The sequence below is a fragment of the Neobacillus endophyticus genome (assembly GCF_013248975.1).
GTDB lineage: Bacteria > Bacillota > Bacilli > Bacillales > Cytobacillaceae > Neobacillus > Neobacillus endophyticus.
The window spans coordinates 608,659-633,836 of sequence record NZ_JABRWH010000001.1 but is presented as its reverse complement, the minus strand read 5'-3'; the positions used below and the strand labels follow the sequence as shown (position 1 = coordinate 633,836).

Sequence of the window (25,178 nt, the reverse complement as noted above, 5' to 3'; positions counted from 1 at the left end):
AAATTGAGGAGGCCTTACCATGAACAAGAAAACAGTAAACGATATCGATGTAAAAGGTAAACGCGTATTTTGCCGTGTGGACTTCAACGTGCCAATGCAAGAAGGAAAAATCACGGATGAAACACGGATTGTTGCCGCACTTCCAACGATTCAATATTTAATTGAACAAGGTGCAAAAGTGATTCTAGCCAGCCACCTTGGGCGTCCAAAAGGACAAGTCAATGAGGATATGCGCTTAACTGCTGTTGGCGTTAGACTTTCCGAATTACTTGGAAAAGAAGTGAAAAAAGCAGATGAAGCATACGGCGACTCCGTAAAAGCACTAATTGCCGAAATGAAGGAAGGCGACGTTTTGCTACTTGAAAATGTTCGATTCTATCCTGGCGAAGAAAAGAATGATCAAGAGCTTGCAAAAGCATTTGCTGAACTTGCAGATGTGTATGTAAATGATGCATTTGGTGCAGCACATCGTGCACATGCTTCAACAGAAGGAATTGCCCATTACCTTCCTGCTGTTTCCGGCTTCTTAATGCAAAAAGAACTTGATGTTCTTGGCAAGGCGCTTTCAAATCCTGAACGTCCATTTACAGCTATCATTGGCGGAGCAAAAGTAAAAGATAAGATCGGTGTTATTGAGAATTTATTAGAATTAGTGGACAACCTAATTATCGGCGGCGGTTTAGCTTACACATTTGTAAAGGCACAAGGCCACGAAATTGGTAAGTCTTTATTAGAAGCTGACAAAATCGATTTAGCTAAATCCTTTATGGAAAAAGCAAAAGAAAAAGGCGTTAATTTCTATATGCCTGTTGATGCAGTAGTAGCGGATGATTTCTCTGCGGATGCTAATTCTAAAGTAGTGGCAATCAACGAGATTCCAGCAGATTGGGAAGCACTTGATATCGGGCCAAAAACTGCAGAAATCTATCGTGATGTCATCCAAAAATCAAAGCTTGTGATTTGGAACGGACCAATGGGTGTATTTGAAATCGATAAATTTGCCGGCGGAACAAAAGCTGTAGCTGAAGCACTTGCAGAAGCGAAAGATACATATTCTGTCATTGGCGGCGGCGACTCAGCAGCTGCAGTAGAGAAATTCCACCTAGCAGACAAAATGAGCCACATCTCTACAGGTGGCGGCGCTTCCTTGGAATTCATGGAAGGTAAAGTATTGCCAGGTGTAGTGGCATTAAACGATAAATAAGATTGACGAATGTTACATGATCTACAATATTCAGCCAGATATTAATAATATCCGGCTGAATATCAACAAACCCTTTTATCAGAGGTTCAAAGAAAGGATGTGCCCGCAATGCGTAAACCAATTATCGCAGGCAACTGGAAAATGCATAAAACCCTTTCCGAAGCAAAAAGCTTTGCGGAAGAAGTGAAAAATCTTGTTCCAGCTGCTGACAAAGTGGATTCTGTCATCTGCGCACCGGCATTATTTTTACAAACACTTGTTGAAACAGCAAAAGGCACTGAAGTTAAAATAGGTGCACAAAATATGCATTTTGAAGAAAACGGCGCTTTTACAGGTGAAATCAGCCCGAAAGCACTTGCTGACCTGGGCGTCCAATATGTCATCATCGGTCACTCTGAACGCCGCGAAATGTTTAATGAAACAGACGAAACAGTAAATAAAAAAGCTCTTTCAGCTTTTAAATACAACTTAATTCCAATCGTGTGCTGTGGTGAAACATTAGAACAACGTGAAAACGGTGAAACAATGAGCCTTGTTGGCACTCAAATTGAAAAAGCATTAACAGGCTTAACAGAAGAGCAAGTGAAACAAACAGTTATTGCCTATGAGCCAATTTGGGCAATCGGAACTGGAAAATCTTCAACTGCTGCAGATGCGAACGAAGTATGTGCTCATATCCGTCAAGTGGTTGCAAAACAGTTCTCTGAAGATGTGGCAAATGCGATCCGCATTCAATACGGCGGCAGCGTCAAACCTGAAAACATCAAAGAATATATGGCACAACCTGATATTGATGGCGCATTAGTAGGCGGCGCAAGCCTTGAGCCACAATCATTTTTACAATTACTGGAGGCGGGCAAAAATGAGTAAAGCTCCAGTAGCCCTTATTATTCTAGATGGATTTGGCTGCAGGGATGAGGTAAAGGGAAATGCTGTTGCCCAAGCGAAAAAGCCAAATTTTGATCGATTCTGGAAAACTTTCCCACATACTCATTTAACCGCGAGTGGTGAAGCAGTTGGTCTTCCAGAAGGCCAAATGGGAAATTCTGAAGTCGGTCACATGAATATTGGCGCCGGCCGAGTTGTTTACCAAAGCCTAACCCGCGTTAACATTGCTATTCGTGAAGGAGAGTTTGAAAAAAATGAAACTTTCCTTGGAGCAATGAAACACGCAAAGAAAAATGGCACGAACCTGCATTTATTTGGTTTATTATCTGATGGCGGTGTTCACAGTCATATTAATCATATGTTTGCTCTGTTAAAGCTTGCCAAAGAGGAAGGCGTTGAAAAAGTTTATATTCATGCTTTCCTTGATGGACGTGACGTCGGTCCGCAAACTGCTCAGACATATATTAAAGAAACACTGGACAAAATGAAGGAGTATGGAGTTGGGGAATTCGCGACGATTTCCGGGCGTTATTATTCCATGGACCGGGATAAACGCTGGGATCGCGTGGAAAAAGCATACCGCGCTATGGTTTATGGTGAAGGTCCAACGTATGCGGATCCACTAGATCTTGTAAAGGATTCCTATGAACATGGAATCTACGACGAATTCGTCCTTCCATCTGTCATCGTTAAGGAAGATGGACAACCGGTCGCAACCATTAAAGATAATGATGCGGTAATTTTCTATAACTTCCGCCCTGACCGTGCCATTCAAATTTCAAATACATTTACAAATGAAGACTACCGTTCATTTGATCGCGGACCTAAACATCCGAAACATTTATACTTTGTCTGCTTGACCCATTTCAGTGAAACAGTCGATGGCTATGTTGCCTTTAAACCAACCAACCTTGACAACACTTTAGGGGAAATTCTATCGCAAAACAATATGAAGCAGCTAAGAATTGCCGAAACGGAAAAATATCCGCATGTCACATTCTTTATGAGCGGTGGCCGGGAAGAGAAATTTCCGGGCGAAGAGCGAATTTTGATCAACTCGCCTAAGGTTGCTACATACGATCTTAAGCCGGAAATGAGCGCATATGAAGTGGCTGATGCGTTAGTGAAAGAAATTCAAGCTGATAAATTTGATGCAATTATCTTAAACTTTGCCAACCCAGATATGGTCGGACACTCTGGTAAATTGGAGCCAACCATTAAGGCAATAGAAACAGTTGATGAATGCTTAGGAAAAGTAGTAGACTTAATCTTGGAAAAAGGCGGTTCAGCGATTATTACAGCTGACCATGGCAATGCTGACGAAGTGATTACACTTGAAGGCCAACCTATGACTGCCCATACTACGAATCCTGTACCAGTTATCCTAACAAAACAAGGAATTGAATTGCGCGATGGTGGTATTCTTGGTGATTTAGCACCTACTATGCTGCAATTATTAGGCTTGCAGCAACCTAAAGAAATGACTGGAAAATCTATTATTAAATAGGTTTTATGAAATTAAAAAGGTGATTGGCGGAGGGCCCCCGCCTTTGACCGTGAATTCAAACAGTAACAAGGGCAATTTATGCCCATAATCATATTATTTATTAAGGAGAGATTATCATGCCTTACATTAGTGACGTATATGCACGCGAAGTATTAGATTCCCGCGGAAATCCTACAGTAGAAGTTGAAGTATTTACAGAATCCGGTGCTTTTGGCCGCGCTTTAGTTCCAAGTGGTGCTTCTACAGGTGAATATGAAGCTGTTGAGCTTCGTGACGGTGATAAAGAACGCTACCTTGGAAAAGGTGTTTTAAAAGCAGTTAGCAATGTTAACGAAATTATTGCTCCAATGTTAGTTGGCGAAGGCTTCAGTGTTCTAGATCAAGTATCAATTGACAAAGCAATGATCGAGCTTGATGGAACAGACAACAAAGGTAAATTAGGTGCAAACGCCATTCTTGGTGTTTCCCTTGCAGTTGCACATGCAGCAGCAAACTATTTAGATATGCCATTATACCAATATCTTGGCGGCTTCAATGCGAAACAACTTCCAGTGCCAATGATGAACATCGTAAATGGCGGTGAGCACGCTGATAACAACGTGGACATCCAAGAATTCATGGTTATGCCTGTTGGTGCACCAAACTTTAAAGAAGCACTTCGCATGGGCGCAGAAATTTTCCACAGCTTAAAATCTGTTTTAAAAGCAAAAGGATTAAATACAGCTGTTGGTGATGAAGGCGGATTTGCACCAAACTTAAAATCAAACGAAGAAGCGCTTCAAACGATTATTGAAGCAATTGAAAAAGCTGGCTACAAGCCAGGCGAAGAAGTTATGCTTGCAATGGACGTTGCTTCTTCTGAGCTTTACAACAAAGAAGACGGCAAATATCATTTAGAAGGCGAAGGCAAAGTGAAAACTTCTGAAGAAATGGTAGCTTGGTACGAAGAACTTTGCTCTAAATACCCAATCATCTCCATCGAAGACGGCTTAGATGAAAACGACTGGGAAGGTCATAAACTTTTAACAGAACGTCTTGGCAAAAAAGTTCAATTAGTTGGTGACGACTTATTCGTAACCAATACAAGAAAACTTGCTGAAGGAATCGAAAAAGGCATTGCTAACTCGATCTTAATCAAAGTTAACCAAATCGGTACTTTAACTGAAACTTTTGAAGCTATCGAAATGGCAAAACGTGCTGGCTACACAGCGGTTGTTTCTCACCGTTCAGGTGAAACAGAAGACAGCACAATTGCTGACATTGCTGTTGCTACAAATGCTGGCCAAATCAAAACAGGTGCACCATCCCGTACAGACCGTGTAGCAAAATACAACCAATTACTTCGCATCGAAGATCAATTGGCTGAAACTGCACAGTTCAATGGCATTAAATCTTTCTATAACTTGAAAAAATAATTTTTCAAAATATACGAAGCCCTCTGCAATAAGCAGGGGGCTTTTTATCCTGATAGAAGGTGGCCTCTAAATGTTTCCGAATGGTCCCCTTAGCGTGTCATAATAACTTCTATTGTTAAAAAGGAATTAGTATGGTAAATTAAAAATACTGGGAAAAGTTCGTCAGGAGGTGCCTTTATGCATACATTAGTCGTTATTCTATTAGTTATCGTAAGTATCGCACTTATTACAGTTGTATTACTTCAAGCAGGTAAAAGTGCTGGCTTGTCCGGTGCAATTTCCGGCGGTGCCGAACAGTTATTTGGTAAGCAAAAAGCTCGTGGAATTGATTTGATCTTACATCGTATTACAGCGATTCTATCTGTTTTATTCTTCTTGCTTGCCCTTGCGGTTACTTACTTTAAAGTCTAATATAAAGTCAGCAAAACCTGGCGAATAGCGCCAGGTTTTTTTGTTGGTTTGATTATGGAGGGAGCTTAGACGACTACTGTGAGTTAACAGGTTTAGTTTGATGGAAACCAATGGAAAACGGCGGAAAAAGTACTCGATTTGGCGGAAATCCATTAAAAATCGGCGGAATAAAATTGCAGTTTGGCGGAAATCCATTAGAAAACGGCGGAAATAATTTGCAGTATGGCGGAAAAACATGAAAAATCCGCGGAAATCATACGAAGCAGCAGCAACCCAGGCCATAAACAGCTGAAAAAATCTCGCTGTTTTGTTTAAATACCAGACTATACTACCAAAACACAGTCGAAAACATGTCCACCTGCTTCCCCCAGTAAGTCTTTTTTCTGGAATGTTCAACCCTTCATTGCTTAAACTAAGAAATAGTCATGATAAAAGTATTAAAGGAGTTATACACATGAAAGTTTCATTACCAAAGCCATTTACCTTTGAAGGAGGAAAGCGTGCTGTTTTGCTTTTACACGGCTTTACAGGCAACTCTGCGGATGTCCGGATGCTTGGCCGTTTCCTTGAGAAAATGGGCTACACTTGCCATGCACCCCATTATAAAGGACATGGGGTACCGCCGGAGGAACTAGTGCACAGCGGCCCGGAAGATTGGTGGCAGGACGTTTTAAAGGGATACGAATTTTTGAAGAATAAGGGCCATGACGAGATCGCAGTCGCGGGACTTTCACTCGGAGGCGTATTTTCTTTGAAATTGGGATACACTGTACCTATAAAAGGAATTGTACCGATGTGCGCACCGATGTATATAAAAAGTGAAGAAGTAATGTATGAAGGTGTTCTTGAATATGCCCGAGAATTTAAAAAACGGGAAGGAAAAACGGACGAGCAAATCGAAATGGAAATGAACGAGTTCAAAAAAACACCAATGAACACGCTAAAGGCACTTCAAGGATTGATTACTGAAGTTCGGGAAAATGTCGATATGATTTATACGCCGACATTTGTGGTTCAGGCGCGCCACGACCATATGATTAACACAGAGAGTGCCAATATTATTTACAATGAAATAGAGTCTTCAATGAAGGAAATCAAATGGTACGAAGAATCGGGCCATGTCATCACCCTTGACAAAGAGCGTGAACAACTTCATGAGGATGTATATGCCTTTTTGGAAATGCTGGATTGGCATGAATAAGATCCATAAGGAGGGGTCGATTTGGAAGAAAACATACAAAAGCATATAGAAAAGCTTTTGCATTATATGAAGGACGAGGCTTACAAACCATTAACCGTTCAGGAGCTGGAAGCTGCATTTGGCATCGAAGACTCCAGCGATTTTAAAGAGTTTGTGAAAGCACTTGTTCAAATGGAAGAAAAGGGACTTGTCGTAAGAACCCGGGCAAACCGCTATGGCCTGCCGGAAAAAATGAACCTTGTCCGCGGTAAGTTGACAGGACATGCCAAAGGCTTTGCGTTTGTCGTTCCCGAGGAACCTGGGATGGATGATATCTTTATCCCGCCGACCGAAACGAAAAACGCCATGCACGGCGATACAGTATTAGTCCGCGTTTCATCGGAAAGCTCTGGGCAGCGCCGGGAAGGGACCATTATCCGAATTATTGAACGGGGCATACAGCAAATCGTAGGGACATATGTGGAAAGCAAAAATTTTGGATTCGTAATCCCTGATGATAAAAAATTCGCCAGCGACATTTTTGTCCCAAAAGCAGCCTCAAAAGGGGCCGTGGAAGGACATAAGGTGGTCGTAAAACTAACCTCCTATCCTGAGGGACGTAAAAGTGCGGAAGGTGAAGTTATCACCATTCTTGGCCATAAAAATGATCCTGGCGTCGACATTCTATCGATCATACATAAACATGGGCTGCCAATGGAATTTCCTGACGAAGTTCTCCAACAGGCCATAGAAGTGCCTGACACCATTGATGAAAGTGAATTGGCTAACCGTCGTGATCTTAGAAATGAAACGATTGTGACGATTGACGGTGCTGATGCTAAAGACCTTGACGATGCTGTTACTGTAACTATGCTGGAAAATGGTCATTATAAGCTCGGTGTTCACATTGCTGATGTTAGTTATTATGTAAAAGAAGGAACGCCGATTGATCGAGAAGCGGCTGATCGGGCAACTAGTGTCTATTTAGTCGACCGAGTGATCCCGATGATTCCTCACAGGTTGTCCAATGGGATTTGTTCTTTAAATCCGAGGGTGGACCGTCTAGTGTTATCTTGTAATATGGAAATAGACTCAACCGGCCATGTTGTCTCACATGAAATTTTCCAAAGTGTGATTAAAACAACGGAACGGATGACGTATCACGATGTGAATAAAATCCTTGTTGATAAGGATGAGGAAACACGTAAACGATATGAATCCCTTGTGCCAATGTTCGAATTAATGGAAGAACTCGCTGCCATCCTGCGAAATAAGCGGATGACACGTGGTGCCATTGACTTTGATTTCAAAGAATCAAAGGTCCTAGTTGATGAGGAGGGAAAGCCGACCGATGTCGTCTTACGAGAACGGTCGGTGGCAGAACGGCTGATTGAAGAATTCATGCTGGCGGCTAATGAAACAGTGGCAGAGCATTTTCATTGGATGGATGTTCCGTTCATTTACCGGATTCACGAAGATCCAAAAGAAGATAAGCTGAGGAAATTTTTCGAGTTTATTACGAATTTCGGTTATATTGTCAAAGGAACAGCAAACCAGGTGCACCCGCGTGCGCTACAGGAAATTATCGAGGAAGTTCAAGGAAAGCCTGAAGAAATGGTTGTGTCAACAGTCATGCTGCGCTCTATGCAGCAGGCAAAATATGATCCTGATAGCTTAGGACACTTTGGCTTGTCGACAGAGTTTTACACACACTTCACCTCGCCGATTCGCCGTTATCCAGATACAATTGTCCATCGATTGATCCGGACCTATCTAATTGAAGGCAAGCTTGATGAAGCAACACGGGAAAAATGGAATGCCCAGCTGCCTGAAATTGCTCAGCATTCTTCCAAAATGGAGCGCCGTGCGGTTGATGCGGAACGGGATACTGATGAACTGAAGAAAGCAGAATACATGGAGGACAAAATTGGTGTTGAGTATGATGGCATCATCAGCTCTGTCACGAATTTTGGGATGTTCGTCGAGTTGCCAAATACGATCGAAGGTCTCGTTCATGTTAGTTACATGACGGATGATTATTACCGCTTTGACGAACGCCACTATGCTATGATTGGAGAACGGACGGGAAATGTGTTCCGAATTGGCGATCAAATTACTGTCCGAGTGGTAAAAGTTAATAAGGAAGAACATTCGATTGATTTTGAAATCGTGGGAATGAAAGGCACACCGAGAAGGGAACGAAGCGAGGCACCAAAAGTCTTTAAAACCGGCAGTGATACCCATAAGCCGCGCCGAAACAAGCAGCAGGGTGAGGGTAAACAGAAATCCGAAGCGAATGGCAAGCCGAAAAAGAAACGGAAGTTCTACGAAAACGTTCCTATTGCCAAAAGTACAAAACGAAAAAATAAAAAGAATAGATAGATTGGGGGCCCTTTAAAGGCCTTCTTTTCATTGTATTAGTACATGCAATTCTGTTAAAATAAAAGCCATAAATGAGGTGAAATAAATGCCAAAAGGTGAAGGAAAACTTGTCTCTCAAAATAAAAAAGCGTATCACGACTATTTTATTGAGGAAACTATAGAAGCAGGAATTGTACTACAAGGGACAGAAATTAAATCGATTCGCGCTGGACGCGTCAATTTAAAGGATTCCTATGTTCGAATTCTAAATGGGGAAGCAGATTTATTCGGCATGCACATCAGCCCATATGAGCAGGGCAACCGCTATAATCATGATCCGCTAAGAACCCGCAAGCTGCTGCTTCATAAGAAGGAAATCAATAAATTATATGGAGAGGCAAAAGAGGCTGGATATTCGATTATTCCATTAAAGATTTATTTGAAAAACGGTTTTTGCAAAGTGCTAATCGGCCTTGCTAAAGGGAAGAAGAACTATGATAAGCGTGAAGACTTAAAGAAAAAAGAAGCGAAGCGTGAAATCGACCGTGCCTTCCGTGAGCGCCAGAAAATGTAGGTTAAATATCTTACAATAAATTACAATTGAAATATGTGCTCAATATGTTATAATAAGTTTGTCGCTGAGATGCGACGCAAACTTTTGCTCAACAACTTGCCAGTTTCCTAAACGTCTTAGCTGATCAATTTCAGCATTTCTATATGGGGACGCTACGGATTCGACAGGGGTAGTTCGAGCTTAGGTTGCGAGTCGAGGGGATCGGCCTCGTTAAAACGTCAAAGCCAATAACTGGCAAACAAAATTTAGCTTTAGCTGCCTAATTAACGCAGCTGTTCGCCCCTCCATTGCCTGTGTGGTAGGGTAGCGGACTCACTTTTAGCAGGCTACGCCGGATTCCACCGCCTGAGGATGAAGGAAGAGAACAACCAGGCTAGCTGACCGGACGCCTGTCGGCAGGCATAGGGATCAGCGAAGCGCGAATATGTCGACTACACTCGTAGAAGCTTAAGTGCCGATATCTTTGGACGTGGGTTCGACTCCCACCGTCTCCACCAATACATAGGTGGATTATATAATTAGTATATAGATATGAAATAAAGCATAAAATTTCCGTTTGGAAACTTTATGCTTTATTTCTTTTTAGGGAATTTTATGCTTGATGTATACGTCCATCATCTTGTGAAAAATTCATTTAAGCTAAAGGCTCATGGTAACTGAATAAGCCATTAATCCAGTAATAGTAAAAAATAAAGCATATGTCCCATTTGTGCTTTTGTATATAACCCAAGAGTTTTTTGATAAGAACTGTTTAGATAAAAAACATAGATACTTAAAAAATCCAGGAAAAGCTTCAAATAAAATATTGATATGATCGTTCTTTGGCACTCATTCTTCTAACCTTTGAGCTAGTGCTTTTCTTTCTACCCATTGTGGTTGTTGCTCTAGTCAACGATATTTAACCATCAAAGTCGATTACTCATTAGCTTCGTTCATTGTTCCCACCATTAATTTTCCATTACATCAGCTCTCGCAGAAGTTGCTAGAGATGTATTTTTCCTGGGGAAATTTAATAAATTCTGTGGGATTTACACATAGTTAAATCATTTAAGCTGCCTAACCCTAGTTTTCACACAATTGTTTCAAGGCTTGAACGATAAATCTTGAATCGGTTTGAAATTTTACTCTTTGAATAAGGTCATAAGCATTGGTGAAATGATAATTAAATTCTTCTTCTGTTAACAAACAGTGTCCAATGGCCTCTTCTTTAATATCCATAAACCTCGTTACAAAAAATAACTTTTGGAGTATTAATGATGATGGATCTTTTACAAATTCTGCATATGTATCAATCTTTACGGATTGAATATCAAGTCCAACTTCATTAAGATAACCTGCTAACTTACGCCCAATATGCCGATCACCGCCTTTAATAACTTGCAACTCCTTTAATACTTTTTTTAAAATTTCTAGACTATCGTTGATCGGATACTCAACAGTAAAGCTATCGTCCAAATCCATGAGACAAACCGTACCGCCTGGTTTAAGTATACGTTTTATTTCTTTAGCTGCCTGTACAGGGTTAGGTAAATGCTGAAAAACCAAGCTTGATGCGACAAGATCAAAGCTATTATCTAGATAATCTAATTGCTCTACATTTTGTTGTTTAAAGTGGATTTGACCTAGATAATTTTCTTCACTTTTAATTTCGTTATAGACTTTTTTTGCAACTTGAATTTTGGATTCATCTATATCAATAGCATCTATAATGATCTTATGTTGACTAGCAATATCAATAGATAACGCACCAAATCCTGTACCCACATCTAGAACTTTGAATTTATTATCCTCTTGAATGGGAAGCCCTTCAGTAAACTTTCTTCTTGCGTAACCCGTAAGAATGGTTTGCAAAAGCAACCAATTATCCCTAATTTGTTCTCCAAAGAATATTTTTTTGTATATTTCATCAATTTTTTCATATATAGCCACTGCTAAACTCCCTTTTATTGTATATGTCAGCTTTAAAATATATCTTTTCCCTTATTTGCTATACTATCCGATGGCTTTGGAACCAACCGAATAAAAGAGCCATTCGCATAGGTGAAATTATATGGAATGACTATTTTTATAGTCCGCCAAAACACTGTCCCAAATGGCAAATATTTATCAACAATATATTCTAAAGCATCTTCTTTTTGGCGCTGTCGTCACTGTATAAAAATTAAATCATTTGACTTCATAAAGATTTCCCTTCGTATTTTTGTAAAAGCTTTTACATTTGATATAGCGAAATGGCAACAAGTTTTTCTCGCAATTCATAAAAAAATCCTTTATTTTAGTTCAAAAGAAAATACAAGAATCTCAATAAAAATTAGTATCTAGTACTAATAGTTAGTGATAAAATATTAATGGATGGAAATTATTGGGCTGTCCATACTCTACCGAAATGGCCTAAAAAGGGGGAAGTAAAATGTATAGTGGTATTGCCTTATTATTTAAATTGTTCTTTAGAATATTTGGCAAAGCGGAGGTTATTAACAAAGAAGTTCTTCCAAAGAGAGGACCCTTTGTGATTGCTTGCACCCATACTGGGTGGGTTGACGTTCTCTGCCTTGGCGCCACTTTATATCCATTAAAAATAAATTATATGGCCAAAAAGCAACTTTTTGATCATAAGTTTACATCTTGGCTAATGAAGAAATTAAATGCCTTTCCTGTAGACAGAGAGAATCCTGGGCCCAGTGTGTTAAAAATACCAGCCAGGCTCTTATCAAATGGTGAAATAGTAGGAATCTTTCCAAGCGGGACCCGAGCAACTGAACAAACAGCATTAAAGCAGGGAGTGATCACAATTGCTCAACGAGCGGGAGTCCCTATATTTCCTGTAACATATATCGGTCCCAATAATTTAAGAGAATTAATTTCACGGAAAAAAACACATCTTATATTCGGAGAGCCAATTCATATAAATACAAATGAAAAGAAAGAACGAAAATATTATTTAGAAATTCTAGAACAGAAACTAATAAGCGTTAGTAAATAAAGAGAAGTGTCTCCGCCAATGAAAGAAAGGAAGTTTGAAATGGGGGCCGCTTTTTGCTAGTAATCTATAGACCTATTTTATGGGACCTGAAAACCATAGTTACATAACAAGCAGACCAAATCGTTTGATTGCGATTTGGTCATTTTTCGTAGGGGGAGATAAAAAAGGACGAAAAGCACAGATATTCTTATATTCCGAAAACCGACAAATTTTATCCAAAAAAAAATCAAAGTTTCTGCAAACTTTTTTATTAAAGTTTGGATAGCTTTTTAAGCGTCTATTTTTGGGAATGAGGTGAAGGTTTTGAGGAGCTGGTGGTTGGTATTAGTGATTTTCATCATCGTGTTCTTTGGAGGAACAGTGGCCATGGCACATGGAAGCGGGCAGATGGCTCCGTCCACAGCCAATCTGAATGGAAATAACAGATCAGGCAATTCGATGGCCGGTATGGATATGAGAGGTAAAGACCAAAACATGAACATGAACGGCTATAAACAAAATGACAACATGGCCGGTATGGACATGGAGGGTAAAACAATAAGAGAAACACCGCCAAATGCAAAAGTTTTAGGAACCTATGGAGCCGTTAATGCTTCCTTTATTGTATTCGGGATCTGGAATAAATGGTTTAGAAGAAAGGATGATACCAATGGCCATTCCAAGTAATAAGCTAGACAAAGAAAAGCAACAGATATTAGAGAATAAATCCTATAATTTCCTTTCGATTCCTTGTCTAAATAAATTTATTCAAAGCCGATGGTATCCGGGAATTTTCCAATGGATGGTTCTGGGTGTTTTCTCTGTCATTGTTTATGAATTGGCGGCTGGAACCGTAGATCCGAGCAGGAATGTGGGGACATCACTAACTTGGGTTTTGTGGTGGCCATTGATCCCGCTATTCTTCGTTTTAATCGGTCGTTTTTGGTGTGCGATTTGTCCTTTTGGTAAGGTAAGTGATATTGTTCGAAAAACGATAGGAAGTAACAGGCCGGCACCCAAATTTTTAAGAAAATATGGGCTATGGTTCATTGATCTTTTCTTTCTTGCAATCACTTATAGCGACCATATATGGGGCGTTGTAGAAAACCCGCGGGGATCAGGTTATTTACTTCTCTTACTTGTTACCATGGTAGTGGGAACTTCTGTTTTCTATGAAAGAAGAACATTTTGTAAGACACTTTGTTTTCTTGGCGGTTTATCAGGCAATTACTCCCGTTCAGGTTCCTTAGAGCTTCGTGGTACACCAGAAATTTGTAAAACGTGTAAAACCCAATCTTGTTTTAAAGGATCAGAAAAAGCAGAAGGATGTCCGATGTTTCAATTTGTTCGAACAATGGATTCCTCAGCCGATTGTAACTTGTGTGGAAATTGTGTGAAAAACTGTCCAAATAACTCCATTCGGATATCACCAAGGGTTCCAACTTCGGAATTATGGGGAATTAAAAAGCCTAGACTCGAGCATACGTTTTTAGCTGCGGTGATTATGGGGATTGTGTTTGTACAAAATATAACGATGGTCGCTATTTGGCAGGATATTTTAAAAGCGATTGGCTCTGTAACAGGAACATCTAATTATAATGTCAACTTTACTGTAGCCTTTATCATTGCGATGGCTATTCCAGTTGGATTATTATTTGCAACAGCAAAAGTAGCTACTTTATTAGGCGGATCAGTTGAGAAAGTGAAGAAGAATTTTATTCGATTTGGTTATGCGATTATTCCATTGGATTTGGCAGGACACCTAGCCCATAATTTATTCCATATTATGACCGAAGGAAAGGCGGTTTGGTACAATACGGCTGGTTTATTCGGTGTGCATGTGATGAGGGGGGACTTAGCCTTCGCTCCCGCATCGACTGTTCAGCTATTGCAGTACTTCATTATCATAATTGGGACAATTGGATCCATTTACACTGCTTATCGGATTGGAAATAAAGGGAAGTTTAAGATAATGGTTCCGTATTATGCACTCATGGTGATTCTAGCGATCGCAAACATTTATCTGTTTTCTCTGCCAATGATGCACCGTGTATAATAAAGTTGCTAAAAAAGCGGCTGAGTATTCAGCCGCTTTACATATCCTTTGCTTTATGATTTAAGGCATGATACTAATCCCGTTAGGAGTTTTTCCTACTTTAATTGTTTTTAACACTTTATTTTGGCTGTTGTCGATGACACTAACGGTATTATCAAACATATTCGTTACATACGTAAACTTTGAAGTAAGAAAAAAATAAAATGTTTATTACAAAAAGGGATCTCCACTTTGCGCTGAATTCGAATTTGTTAAATTGAAAAGAAAAATATATAAATAGCCTATTGAATAGGGTAGGGGGGTATGGTAATATCAATCTATAGGAGGGGTGTTATGCATAATAACGATCCTGAAAAAATGACTCATGATATTTTGAATAATGAGCATTGTAATACTTCGGCGTCGGGGCGAAAAAGCCATCATTCAGATAAAACAAAACAAAATCTTATCACCAGATTAAATCGTATTGAGGGACAGATTCGCGGTATTAAGGGGTTGATTGAAAAAGATACCTATTGTGATGATGTCATCAATCAAATAGCAGCAACTCAAGCAGCATTAAATAGTGTTGCAAAAATTCTGTTGGAAGGCCATTTGAAAAGTTGTGTAGTTGAAAGAATCCAAGAGGGTGACCATGAAGTAGTTGATGAACTGTTAATCACCATTCAAAAGCTAATAAAAAAATAACGAATATAGAAAGGGAGTTTTATAAATGGAAAAGGTAACATTAAATGTTCAAGGGATGTCTTGCGGACACTGTGTTAAAGCGGTAGAAGGAAGTGTAGGTTCACTTAATGGTGTTAGCTCCGTAAAAGTAGATTTAAAGGCAGCTAAAGTAGAGGTAGAATTTAATCCGCAAGACGTTTCATTAGATAAAATTAAAGAAACCATTGATGATCAGGGGTATGAATTAAAGTAAAAATGGAACAAAAAGACGTGCTATGAATAGGCACGTTCTTTTAGCAAAAAAATATACCCATAAGGGGTATAAGGAGTGGCTTTTATGAGTCAAAACGTAAAGGAAACTAATTTGCAGATATCAGGAATGACTTGTGCTGCCTGTGCGACCAGAATTGAAAAAGGTCTTAATAAATTAGAAGGCATAGAAAAAGCAAATGTTAATCTGGCCTTAGAAAGATCAAATATTATATTTGATCCAGAGAAAATAAATTACGAAGATATTGAAAAGAAGATTCAGGATTTGGGTTACGATGTTGTCAAGGAAAAAACAGAATTTGATATTACTGGAATGACTTGTGCTGCTTGTGCGACCCGAATCGAAAAAGGACTAAACAAATTAAATGGTGTAGTGAAAGCAAATGTAAATTTAGTGTTGGAAAAAGCAACAGTTGAGTATAACCTTTCAGTTCTCTCAACAAGTGAAATAATCAAGAAAGTAGAAAGTCTTGGATATGGTGCACATATAAAGGAAAAGGAAAAAGAGTCTATTGATTATCGGCAAAAGGAAATTCAAAAACAGACCAGGAAGTTGCTCTTTTCAGCCATCCTTTCATTGCCCCTTTTATGGGCTATGGTTGGACACTTTTCCTTCACCTCGTTTATTTGGGTACCAAGAATGGTTATGAACCCCTGGATACAGTTTGCTTTAGCGACTCCAGTACAGTTTTTGATTGGAAAACAGTTTTATGTTGGGGCCTATAAAGCATTAAAGAATAAAAGTGCAAATATGGATGTTCTCGTTGCTTTAGGAACATCTGCAGCATATTTTTATAGTTTGTACTTAGCCTGGATGTCAATTGGTCGTCATCCATATTCCGTAGAACTTTACTTTGAAACAAGCTCGATCCTTATTACTTTAATTATTCTTGGCAAGCTATTTGAAGCAAAAGCAAAAGGCCGTTCATCAGAAGCAATTAAGAAGTTAATGGGGTTGAAAGCTAACACCGCGATTGTTGAGAGAGAAGGAATAGAACAAGAGATACCAATAGAAGACGTGCTGGTCGGAGATCTCCTTCATGTTAAACCGGGTGAAAAAATACCGGTTGACGGTAAGATCATCGAAGGGCGTTCGGTTATTGATGAGTCCATGCTGACTGGTGAAAGTGTCCCGGTTGATAAAAGTATTGGAGATGAAGTGATAGGTGCTACTATTAATAAAAATGGTTATCTAATAGTGGAAGCCACCAAAGTTGGGAGAGATACGGCTTTGGCTCAGATTATTAAAATAGTAGAAGAAGCACAAGGTTCAAAGGCACCAATACAACGTCTTGCTGATAAGATTTCGGGTGTGTTTGTTCCAATTGTTGTTGCTATTGCCGTACTAGTATTTTTGGTGTGGTATGTTTGGATAATACCGGGGGATTTTGCGCATAGCTTAGAGAAATTTATTGCTGTTTTAGTCATCGCGTGCCCATGCGCCCTGGGACTGGCCACGCCAACTTCTATTATGGCTGGTTCAGGCCGGGCAGCTGAATTCGGTATTCTCTTTAAAGGCGGTGAGCACTTAGAAACGACACATAAGATTTCAACTGTTGTTTTAGACAAAACTGGCACCGTTACAAACGGAGCACCGATTTTAACAGATGTTTTAACAGCTCCAGATCAAAATGAACAGGAATTTTTATCATTGGTTGGATCTGCTGAAAAATCATCAGAACATCCTCTTGCCCAAGCGATCGTGCAAGGAATAAATGCTAAAGGAACATCCTTAAAGAAGGTAACCGAATTTGAAAACATTCCGGGATATGGGATCAAAGCAATAGTCGATGGAAAACATCTGTTAGTGGGTACAAGGAAGTTAATGAATAAGTTTACTGTATCCGTTGAAGATGCTGTTGATCAAATGGATGCATTTGAAAGAGCTGGGAAAACAGCCATGCTTGTAGCCATTAATGGTCATTACGCCGGGATTGTAGCGGTAGCGGATACGATGAAAGAAACTTCAAAAGCAGCAATTGGCAGGCTTAAAAATATGGGAATTGAAGTCATAATGATGACAGGGGATAATCGGCAAACAGCTGAAGCAATTGCATTCCAAGCAGGTATTGAGAGGGTGATTGCCGAAGTTCTTCCAGAAGGTAAGGCGAATGAAATTGAAAAATTGCAAAGTCAAGGGAAGATAGTGGCAATGGTCGGAGATGGGATCAATGATGCACCTGCCCTTGCAGTTGCTGATATTGGAATGGCTATGGGTACTGGAACAGATATCGCAATGGAAGTAGCTGATATCACCCTTATACGCGGCGACTTAAATAGTATCGCAGATGCATTATTCATAAGTAAAAAGACCATTCATAATATAAAGCAGAATCTTTTCTGGGCCCTTGCTTATAATACGCTGGGCATTCCAATTGCTGCTCTTGGCTTCCTTGCTCCATGGCTTGCGGGTGCGGCGATGGCATTCAGTTCCGTATCCGTTGTTCTTAATGCCTTACGTCTGCAAAAAGTAAAATTAAATGAAAATAGATAAAATCAACCATTACATCTCAGTTTTGTAGTAGAAATTTTTAAAGGGGAAAAAAGTGAAAATGAAAGAGCTGACTCAAAAAGCCGTCATTCCATTAGCTTTTGGTCAGCTCATTTTTTTTGCAAATAAGATACTGGATATAGTTTTTAACAATTCTAGTTCCCAAACATGTAATGCTGTGACCGATAGCTTATATTTAGAATTAATCCCATCGCTAACATGTTGCTCATTAATGAGCTCCCCCATAACTTACAAAAGGCAAGGTATACCCGTTATAGGAAGAATGCCAATATCCATTCCAATATTTTCAACCACATGGCATACAATGACGGCCATGTAGGTAAAGTTCATCCTTTTTTATACAAAAATATAAAAAAATAACAAAATCAGAAATGTTCAATGTCGATTTCGACATACTCGATTAATGATTTATGAAGAAATGATTAAGAAATCGATCTATTAAAATATATTTGAAATGAGAAATAATTAATTCATTTTTAATGGAAATTCTCTAGTATAAACTACTTATCTTAAGTTATACTTAAAAACTATAAATCTATAAAACTTTAGGTGAACACATATGAAAAGAAAAGTAGTATTACTCATCTCTGCCATTATTTTAATCGGATTAGTGGTATTCGGGTGCATAGAATTCCAGAAATATAACCATATTCGTTCCTTAAAAAACAAGAAACCTAAAGCGATTGTGGTTAAAAACTTAAACGCAAACATACAAAGATATTATATGACCAATAAAAATAATGTTCCCATCTATGAATCTTTAGATGGAAAATTAATGGCGGTTGCAACACTTTCAAATGGTCAGGAAATTAATTCAAAAGAAGATTATGATCATAAATGGGTTGTAGTAAGGATTGGTAATAATGACGGTATTATTTCCAAAAACGATGTGGTTTTATCAACAAAAGGGCAACATTCAGATGATGATCAAATAAAAAATCCGATTGTAAAATACTACAATACCCTAGATAATACCCCGATCTACAGTAATTACAGAGGACATGAGGTTCCAATAGCCTCTTTATTAAAAAAAGAACGTTATCCGATGTTGGATTTTGATAAAAATTGGTTAATGTTTGATATTGCAGGGAAAATTGGCTATGTTAAACGTACGGGTGTGAAGTTGGATTACGGTATCCCAGTTTTAACCTATCACCATTTCTTGGAGAACAGGGAGAACAAATTATTTAGAACTTCGGGTACCACCATCACTCCAGAGACATTTGATCAGCAAATGGGTTACCTGCACAATAAAAATTTTACCCCCATTACGACAGGAGATTTAGAAAATTATTTAAATGGGAAAATAATTTTACCTGAAAATACTGTATTAATAACATTTGATGATGGGCTACAGTCTGTTTATCGCTATGCCTATCCGATTTTGAAAAAATATAACTTAAAAGCTACTGAATTTATGATAACTGAAAGAATTGCCAAAACTCCTTACGCTTGGAATCCAAACAAAGTAGATACTCTTTCTTATCCGGAAATGGATCAAATGAAAGACATTTTTGAATTCCAAAGTCATACGAACAATCTTCATAGTTATTATAAAAATAAAACATCTGATGTAGTTGCTTTGCCATACAATATTGTCAAATCAGATATTGCCCTAAGTCAAAAAATAGTCCATGCCCAGTCTTTTGCCTATCCATTCGGACAATACAATTCACGAGCCATTCAGATTTTAAAAGAGCTTGGGTTTAAAAGTGCATTTACAACAACAGAAGGGTATGCAAAAATGGGCGTGAATCCATATTTAATCCCGCGCTTCATCATCACACCTAAGATCTCACTTACACTGTTCAAATATTTAGTAAGTTAATAATGAACGTAAAGCATGCAGGCAAACATAATCTGCATGCTTTTTTTCATTTACGCTTCTAACAATTCTAATCATATTTTTAATATTTTTATATACAAATTATGACAAATTCCTCGCAGCCTCTTCTACTATAATAGTGAATACTGACCATGATATAAATAAAGACCCAAAACCACAGACATATGTTGGTCATGATTGCTGTCTGGGTGCTCAGAAGAACGGAGGGAACGGTTTTGGAACATGCAACACAGGAAGCAGTCCAAGAAGTGACAAGGAAAAAGGCGAACAACAGGCCAAGCAGTTTTTTAAATTGGAAAATGGGCATAGGAGCTATTGTGATAATAGCTGTTATCGTATTCGGGGGGCTCTATTATTATCAGGCGACGAGGTTTAATGCTCAAATCTCCATTAATGGTATTAATGTCGGCGGACTGACGGCTGACAAAGCCATAAAAAAATTAGGAGCAACGGTACTTAAAAATGAAGTCTATGTAGGCCAAGAGCGAATAATCGATGGAAATGATACAAAGATGGGCTTTACGAACGAAGACTTGCCTGGTGTGCAAAAAGTATTAAAAAGCCAGCAGACCATTTTTCCTACATCCAAAGCAAAAAATTATATCTTATTGCCAAAAGCGGTGGATCAGTATCGAAGCCAAACATTGAAAGATCTTGTAAAGAATAAACTCATCGCCATGAATAAGAACCTTAAAGCCCCGGTGGATGCAGATGTCCGAGTGGAGCAGGGAGCAATCGTAGTTTCTAAAAGCATCAATGGCAAACAATATGATATTGAAAAGTTACTTCAGCAATATCAAAACCATGAATATCGGAGCGTCATCCAGCTAAATCCTGTATACATACAGCCGATTAAAGAAAACAGTGCGATCATCAAACAGAAACAGAAAGCGCTGTCGGATATCCTCCAAAGAACCGTTAATTATACGGTACAAGACAAAGCCTATGCTTTAAAAGGGAGTGATTTAATTAAAAATGCTACCCTTTCAAAAGACGGTCAAATTTCAATTGATCCTGGCGAAATAAAAAATGAAATGGCTAAAATCAATGCTTCTCAATCAACATTAAATAAAAACTTTCAGTTCAAGACCCATTCAGGGGCAATTATATCGGTGAAAGGCCAAACATATGGCTGGGCACTTGATGTGAATAAAGAAAGTAAACGGATTCTGGACGCACTTGAAAAAGGACAAAATTCAGTTGTGGCTTCCAATATTTATGGGAATGGATGGGATAATGAAGCCATAGGCTATAAAACCACAATGAATAATGGTATTGGGAATACCTACGCCGAAGTGTCTATTAATGAACAACGGATATGGCTTTACAGAAATGGCCAGATGGTGCTCACCACAAATGTAGTTACTGGCAGAGCAGATGTCAATCAAGATACACATCCAGGGGTATGGTATATATTATATAAAAAATCTCCTTCCATACTTGTAGGTAGTGAATATGGAATGGTGCACTATCGAGTTCCTGTTAATTACTGGGCACCTTTTACAAATGATGGGGAAGGATTCCATGATGCGAGCTGGAGAACCAACTGGTCCAGTACAGCTTACATTCATGCAGGATCCGGCGGCTGTGTGAACACACCGCCAAGTATAATGAAAGAAGTGTATAACAATCTGAGCACTTACGAGCCAGTTATTATTTATTAGACTACGTTAAAGCAAATTGTTGATTGGAACGGATATCAACAGCAAGTAAAAAAATGCTATCCTCAACTGGATGATGAGGATAGCATTTTTTTAGCGGATAGGAAAGCAACTTTCCTATCTGGCATAACTACGCCTCTGTCTTCGCCCTGCCGGGCTCGCCAGTCGGCGAGTTTTCTTTATTAATGTCTAATATTGTTCATTGCTGTGTTTGCGCCCATATTATTCATGTTTTGCGGTGTGCCTTGGGCAGGTGCAAAAGCGTTCAGCAACTGATTCATATCCTGTTGTGAAAGCTGCGGTACTTGATAGTAATGGTTTTTATTTTGGTAAATGGACAGCTCGTAGGCCATTTCAATACAATTTGGAACAGAATCGGCAAGTACACGGCGAACAACTGGGTTCGTGGTTTCAAGGGCAGCCATTGTTTTGTGTGATGCGCCTGATTTACAGGATGCTAGCATACAGCTAGAAATAAACTCGTCAGAAATTTCCGAAAGAGATTGCCAAGGCTTTTTAGGTTGGGTCGGTTTTAATCCGTATACGAAGTCATTATCCTGAGTCATCTTGTAGCTTTGCGTTGATTGTGCAGGATCTTGACCTGATCTAAAACAATCAACAGTGGTATTATATTCTTGCTGCATGAATTGATATTGACGGTCCAAAATATTGAGTAATTCTTGATCTTTTACATGCTGGCGTAACATCAAATATTGATTCATTGTGCCAACGGTACTTGATAATACTTCATGAAGGTCAAAAACTTCATGGCCTCCATGATTTAATTGTTGGGGAATAGCCCCTGTATGCATATTTTGATGCATTTGTCCCTGTTGCCCTTGTTGATTTTGCATCATAACAAATCTCCTCCTTCATCATAATTGGACACAGCCATATTTATTATTTATCAAGAGATAAGAGTTATTCATGATACTCCAACTTAAGTTGGGCGGAAAAATGTGTCATGTCAGCGGAAAAAACTTAAGTTTGGCGGGAAAATACAAAAGATGGCGGAATTCCACCACCAGTTGGCGGAAAAAACAGCCCGCCCGCACTCGAAGTATTCCCAGATACAAATCATCGGGTTAATTGGAAAATCGCATTAGCGTATATGATCATCGCTTTGAACATTTCTTCTAATTCAATGTGTTCATTTGGCTGATGTTCAGTTTTTATCTGATTTGGGAATATAGCGCCAAACGATACAAAGTTATCCATTGCTCTGGCATAAGTGGCTCCTCCCGAAGAAATGGGTTCTGATTCCAGATCTCCCGTCACATCTTGATAGACCTTCATTAACGTTTTAATTAAAAAATGATCTTTTGGTACATAAATAGATTTAAGATAATCATATTCTTTATAGGTTAATCCATAAGCTGCAGCGGCAGTGGTTAACTTTGTAACAATGATCTCCTTAGCAACTGTTACAGGAAACCGGATATCAATGGAAAGGCGTTCAACCTCGTCATTTAATTCTACTTTTCCAATATTAAATTTCAATTTTCCAGAAGCTTCATCCTGGCAGTCACCAAAAATTTCCAAGGCATATGGATCTTCTTTAATGATTTCGTGAATGAAATCTATTGTTTTTGAAGTATATCCGATTTGCTTCAATGCCATTAACAGACGTGTAATCGCATTGATTCCTTTCTCTGCAACCTGAGCATGGACTGCTCTTCCCACTACAACAACGCTGCCCTCATTCCTTTCATAGGAATAACCCAACTCTTCCAGTGCAGTGATTAGTTCTTGTTGTTTTTCACCGTTGTAACTAGCGGTGTCAGGCACCGCATTAAAGGCATTGCCTGCTGTTAATCGGAGCGGAGTTTCGTTTGTGCTTTCCAAGTTCAGCTGCAATAAGCCTTTTTCGGCATACACTAATGGGAATACGGAGTCTGGTGCAAAGCCTAAGCTTGGAATTTCTTCGATTTCGCAATAGCGCTTCATGCAGCGCCACAGAGATTCTTCGTCCGTTCCGAAAATAAATCTAACGCGTTTTGGAAAAGTTGCCCCAAGATTCATGAGTGCTTTAACAGCAAATACGGCTGCCAGGGTGGGACCTTTGTCATCCTGCGTTCCTCTGCCGTACATGTTACCATCTTTAATCGTTGCCACGAACGGCGGTGTCAACCATTCGTCCAATTTTCCGGCGGGTACGATATCCAGATGCCCGAGGACGCCGATCATTTCCGGGCCTTCACCAATTTCGGCATAGCCATAATAGCCTTCCGGATCAAAGTATGTATGAAACCCAAGCTTCTCACAAATTTCCACCGTTTTTTTCAGGGCAAGACTTATATTTTTTCCAAATGGGGCACCTGCATTAGAATCTGTTTCATCGATGACACTGGGGATAGCAACCAGCTCCATTAATGCTTGATGATAGTCAGCTTCTAAATTGCGCAATTCGGTAATTAAATGATCCTTATTCATTCAGCTGTTCATCCTCCTTTTTAGAAAATATTCTCTATAACTCTATTCTAAGTCGAAATAACTCCTACTAAAGTAAGTATTCTACAAAGGTTATGTAATAACCATTACATTGTACTGCTTGGATGGTAAATATTCATCCATATAAATAGAAAAATGGAAGGGTTAAAGGGCAAGTCCTTTAAGGATTAAAGTTTAACAATGAATAAACGGTATAAACAATGGAAAACCCCCATTGATAAGCAATTCAATGGGGGGAAACTTTTTAAACCAACACTGGGGCAGTATGCAATGATACAACTGTTCCTGCTTTACCGCCTAAAGCGTTGACTGCTTGTTCTAGAGAAGTAATGATCGTTTTTCGTTCAGGACTTGTTTCGGCAAATTTTATGGCAGCTTCCACTTTTGGAAGCATGCTGCCGGCTGCAAAGTGGCCAGCTGCAATATATTTATTTAATTCTGCCACCGTGACTTCTTCCAACTTCTTTTGCGTTGGTTTGTTATACTCAATGTAGACATGATCAACGCCCGTTAAAATAATTAATGCATCAGCATCAACAAGTTCAGCCAGTTTTTCTGAAGCAAAGTCTTTATCAATAACGGCTTCCACTCCAGTAATTACATGCTCAGTATTAATGACAGGAATTCCCCCGCCGCCTGTTGAAATCACGATATTCCCTTGTTCGACAAGTGTGTTAATCACGGAATGCTCCATAATGCTTACTGGTTTAGGAGAGGCCACCACCCGTCTCCATCCGCGCCCGGCATCTTCATTAAAACAAACCTGCGTTTCTTCCATTATTTTTTTTGCCTCATCTTCGCTGTAGAAAGGTCCAATCGGTTTGGTTGGATGAATGAATGCAGGATCATCCTTGTCAACGACAACCCTAGTAACGACGGTTACAACATTTTTATTTATTCCTCGTTCTTTAAGTGCTTTATCCATGGCATTTTGCAACCAATAGCCAATCATCCCTTGGCTCATGGCGCCACAAGTATCAAGCGGCATCGCCGGGTTTTTTACCGAATCTGCGGCAGCCTGCTGAAGTAAAATATTGCCGACCTGAGGACCATTTCCATGAGAAATAATAATATCAATTCCTTGTTCAATAAAATCAACAAGTTGTCTTGCTGTTTTTTCAAGTGCCAGCTGCTGGGCGGTAGCAGTGGCATCTCCTGTTTGGATCGCGTTTCCGCCTAAAGCGATGACGACTTTCTTAGACATATGTGAATCC

At 39.3% G+C, this 25,178-nt stretch carries 21 protein-coding genes, 1 other RNA gene and 1 pseudogene; 18 read left to right on the top strand and 5 right to left on the bottom strand.

Annotated features, from left to right (window positions below; all coding sequences use genetic code 11):
• Nucleotides 1–19: 19 nt before the first annotated feature.
• The 10 genes from HPT25_RS03120 (at nt 20) to ssrA (ending at nt 10,037) form a co-directional block, all read left to right on the top strand.
• Nucleotides 20–1,204: a phosphoglycerate kinase gene (locus HPT25_RS03120; RefSeq protein ID WP_173059790.1), complete on the top strand. Its 1,185-nt coding sequence runs from the start codon at nt 20–22 to the stop codon at nt 1,202–1,204.
• A 108-nt stretch (nt 1,205–1,312) separates the two neighbouring features.
• Nucleotides 1,313–2,074, top strand: a complete 762-nt coding sequence (gene tpiA, locus HPT25_RS03115) for a triose-phosphate isomerase (protein ID WP_173059787.1) — start codon at nt 1,313–1,315, stop codon at nt 2,072–2,074.
• A complete protein-coding gene (gpmI, locus tag HPT25_RS03110) occupies nt 2,067–3,599 on the top strand; it encodes a 2,3-bisphosphoglycerate-independent phosphoglycerate mutase (RefSeq protein ID WP_173059784.1) in 1,533 nt (510 codons plus the stop codon). Before tpiA ends, gpmI begins: the two co-directional genes overlap by 8 nt.
• Nucleotides 3,600–3,715: 116 nt before the next feature.
• Nucleotides 3,716–5,014: a phosphopyruvate hydratase gene (gene eno / locus HPT25_RS03105; RefSeq protein WP_173059781.1), complete on the top strand. Its 1,299-nt coding sequence runs from the start codon at nt 3,716–3,718 to the stop codon at nt 5,012–5,014.
• 177 nt (nt 5,015–5,191) lie between these two features.
• A complete protein-coding gene (secG, locus tag HPT25_RS03100; protein WP_173059779.1) occupies nt 5,192–5,425 on the top strand; it encodes a preprotein translocase subunit SecG in 234 nt (77 codons plus the stop codon).
• A gap of 110 nt (nt 5,426–5,535) precedes the next feature.
• Entirely contained in the window at nt 5,536–5,664 is a 129-nt protein-coding gene (locus tag HPT25_RS28955) for a hypothetical protein (protein ID WP_281368163.1), read from the top strand.
• 215 nt (nt 5,665–5,879) lie between these two features.
• The gene (locus HPT25_RS03095; protein WP_173059776.1) at nt 5,880–6,626 is read left to right on the top strand and encodes an alpha/beta hydrolase; all 747 of its coding nucleotides are present in this window, start codon (nt 5,880–5,882) and stop codon (nt 6,624–6,626) included.
• A 21-nt stretch (nt 6,627–6,647) separates the two neighbouring features.
• Nucleotides 6,648–8,987, top strand: coding sequence for a ribonuclease R (gene rnr / locus HPT25_RS03090; RefSeq protein ID WP_173059773.1), 2,340 nt, complete (start codon nt 6,648–6,650; stop codon nt 8,985–8,987).
• A gap of 85 nt (nt 8,988–9,072) precedes the next feature.
• Nucleotides 9,073–9,540 (top strand): SsrA-binding protein SmpB, encoded by a 468-nt coding sequence (gene smpB / locus HPT25_RS03085; protein ID WP_173059770.1) that lies wholly within the window; start codon nt 9,073–9,075, stop codon nt 9,538–9,540.
• Between the two features lie 145 nt (nt 9,541–9,685).
• Nucleotides 9,686–10,037, top strand: a transfer-messenger RNA (tmRNA) gene (ssrA, locus tag HPT25_RS03080).
• A gap of 565 nt (nt 10,038–10,602) precedes the next feature.
• On the opposite strand, the gene HPT25_RS03075 is transcribed toward ssrA, so the two are convergent.
• A complete protein-coding gene (locus HPT25_RS03075) occupies nt 10,603–11,469 on the bottom strand; it encodes a class I SAM-dependent methyltransferase (protein WP_173059767.1) in 867 nt (288 codons plus the stop codon).
• Nucleotides 11,470–11,950: 481 nt separating this feature from the next.
• Between HPT25_RS03075 and HPT25_RS03070 the strand changes: the two genes are divergently transcribed.
• From HPT25_RS03070 to HPT25_RS03060, 3 genes are all read left to right on the top strand, one after another.
• Nucleotides 11,951–12,523, top strand: coding sequence for a lysophospholipid acyltransferase family protein (locus tag HPT25_RS03070; RefSeq protein ID WP_173059764.1), 573 nt, complete (start codon nt 11,951–11,953; stop codon nt 12,521–12,523).
• Between the two features lie 318 nt (nt 12,524–12,841).
• Complete coding sequence (locus HPT25_RS03065; protein ID WP_173059761.1) at nt 12,842–13,189, top strand: hypothetical protein; 348 nt, start codon at nt 12,842–12,844, stop codon at nt 13,187–13,189.
• Nucleotides 13,173–14,558 carry a 4Fe-4S binding protein gene (locus tag HPT25_RS03060; protein ID WP_173059758.1) on the top strand — a complete coding sequence of 462 codons (1,386 nt, stop codon included), beginning with the start codon at nt 13,173–13,175 and terminating at the stop codon, nt 14,556–14,558. Before HPT25_RS03065 ends, HPT25_RS03060 begins: the two co-directional genes overlap by 17 nt.
• Before the next feature lie 60 nt (nt 14,559–14,618).
• Here the strand turns inward: HPT25_RS03060 and HPT25_RS03055 are convergent.
• Nucleotides 14,619–14,741: pseudogene (locus HPT25_RS03055) on the bottom strand (YVTN family beta-propeller repeat-containing protein); the annotation flags it as partial.
• 174 nt (nt 14,742–14,915) lie between these two features.
• On the opposite strand from HPT25_RS03055, the gene HPT25_RS03050 reads away from it, so the two are divergent.
• The 5 genes from HPT25_RS03050 (at nt 14,916) to HPT25_RS03030 (ending at nt 21,516) form a co-directional block, all read left to right on the top strand.
• Nucleotides 14,916–15,245 carry a metal-sensitive transcriptional regulator gene (locus HPT25_RS03050; RefSeq protein WP_173070837.1) on the top strand — a complete coding sequence of 110 codons (330 nt, stop codon included), beginning with the start codon at nt 14,916–14,918 and terminating at the stop codon, nt 15,243–15,245.
• 25 nt (nt 15,246–15,270) lie between these two features.
• Entirely contained in the window at nt 15,271–15,477 is a 207-nt protein-coding gene (gene copZ / locus HPT25_RS03045; RefSeq protein ID WP_173059752.1) for a copper chaperone CopZ, read from the top strand.
• Between the two features lie 84 nt (nt 15,478–15,561).
• Nucleotides 15,562–17,988, top strand: a complete 2,427-nt coding sequence (locus HPT25_RS03040) for a heavy metal translocating P-type ATPase (RefSeq protein ID WP_173059749.1) — start codon at nt 15,562–15,564, stop codon at nt 17,986–17,988.
• 577 nt (nt 17,989–18,565) lie between these two features.
• A complete protein-coding gene (locus tag HPT25_RS03035) occupies nt 18,566–19,834 on the top strand; it encodes a polysaccharide deacetylase family protein (RefSeq protein ID WP_173059747.1) in 1,269 nt (422 codons plus the stop codon).
• A 191-nt stretch (nt 19,835–20,025) separates the two neighbouring features.
• Nucleotides 20,026–21,516: a L,D-transpeptidase family protein gene (locus HPT25_RS03030; protein WP_173059744.1), complete on the top strand. Its 1,491-nt coding sequence runs from the start codon at nt 20,026–20,028 to the stop codon at nt 21,514–21,516.
• A gap of 179 nt (nt 21,517–21,695) precedes the next feature.
• On the opposite strand, the gene HPT25_RS03025 is transcribed toward HPT25_RS03030, so the two are convergent.
• The 3 genes from HPT25_RS03025 to arcC form a co-directional block, all read right to left on the bottom strand.
• Nucleotides 21,696–22,370, bottom strand: a complete 675-nt coding sequence (locus tag HPT25_RS03025; RefSeq protein ID WP_173059741.1) for a spore coat protein — start codon at nt 22,368–22,370, stop codon at nt 21,696–21,698.
• A gap of 220 nt (nt 22,371–22,590) precedes the next feature.
• The gene (locus tag HPT25_RS03020; protein ID WP_173059738.1) at nt 22,591–23,946 is read right to left on the bottom strand and encodes a M20 family metallopeptidase; all 1,356 of its coding nucleotides are present in this window, start codon (nt 23,944–23,946) and stop codon (nt 22,591–22,593) included.
• Nucleotides 23,947–24,208: 262 nt separating this feature from the next.
• A complete protein-coding gene (arcC, locus tag HPT25_RS03015; RefSeq protein WP_173059735.1) occupies nt 24,209–25,168 on the bottom strand; it encodes a carbamate kinase in 960 nt (319 codons plus the stop codon).
• Nucleotides 25,169–25,178: the final 10 nt, after the last annotated feature.

Excerpts from the sequence above, each read along its gene's own strand:
- smpB (WP_173059770.1), top strand. The coding sequence starts at position 9,073 with ATGCCAAAAGGTGAAGGAAAACTTGTCTCTCAAAATAAAAAAGCGTAT.
- gpmI (WP_173059784.1), top strand. The coding sequence starts at position 2,067 with ATGAGTAAAGCTCCAGTAGCCCTTATTATTCTAGATGGATTTGGCTGC.
- HPT25_RS03040 (WP_173059749.1), top strand. The coding sequence starts at position 15,562 with ATGAGTCAAAACGTAAAGGAAACTAATTTGCAGATATCAGGAATGACT.
- HPT25_RS03120 (WP_173059790.1), top strand. The coding sequence starts at position 20 with ATGAACAAGAAAACAGTAAACGATATCGATGTAAAAGGTAAACGCGTA.
- HPT25_RS03035 (WP_173059747.1), top strand. The coding sequence starts at position 18,566 with ATGAAAAGAAAAGTAGTATTACTCATCTCTGCCATTATTTTAATCGGA.
- eno (WP_173059781.1), top strand. The coding sequence starts at position 3,716 with ATGCCTTACATTAGTGACGTATATGCACGCGAAGTATTAGATTCCCGC.
- HPT25_RS03060 (WP_173059758.1), top strand. The coding sequence starts at position 13,173 with ATGGCCATTCCAAGTAATAAGCTAGACAAAGAAAAGCAACAGATATTA.
- HPT25_RS03095 (WP_173059776.1), top strand. The coding sequence starts at position 5,880 with ATGAAAGTTTCATTACCAAAGCCATTTACCTTTGAAGGAGGAAAGCGT.
- HPT25_RS28955 (WP_281368163.1), top strand. The coding sequence starts at position 5,536 with ATGGAAAACGGCGGAAAAAGTACTCGATTTGGCGGAAATCCATTAAAA.
- HPT25_RS03030 (WP_173059744.1), top strand. The coding sequence starts at position 20,026 with ATGATTGCTGTCTGGGTGCTCAGAAGAACGGAGGGAACGGTTTTGGAA.
- tpiA (WP_173059787.1), top strand. The coding sequence starts at position 1,313 with ATGCGTAAACCAATTATCGCAGGCAACTGGAAAATGCATAAAACCCTT.
- HPT25_RS03025 (WP_173059741.1), bottom strand. The coding sequence starts at position 22,370 with ATGATGCAAAATCAACAAGGGCAACAGGGACAAATGCATCAAAATATG.
- HPT25_RS03020 (WP_173059738.1), bottom strand. The coding sequence starts at position 23,946 with ATGAATAAGGATCATTTAATTACCGAATTGCGCAATTTAGAAGCTGAC.
- HPT25_RS03050 (WP_173070837.1), top strand. The coding sequence starts at position 14,916 with ATGACTCATGATATTTTGAATAATGAGCATTGTAATACTTCGGCGTCG.
- secG (WP_173059779.1), top strand. The coding sequence starts at position 5,192 with ATGCATACATTAGTCGTTATTCTATTAGTTATCGTAAGTATCGCACTT.
- arcC (WP_173059735.1), bottom strand. The coding sequence starts at position 25,168 with ATGTCTAAGAAAGTCGTCATCGCTTTAGGCGGAAACGCGATCCAAACA.
- HPT25_RS03070 (WP_173059764.1), top strand. The coding sequence starts at position 11,951 with ATGTATAGTGGTATTGCCTTATTATTTAAATTGTTCTTTAGAATATTT.
- copZ (WP_173059752.1), top strand. The coding sequence starts at position 15,271 with ATGGAAAAGGTAACATTAAATGTTCAAGGGATGTCTTGCGGACACTGT.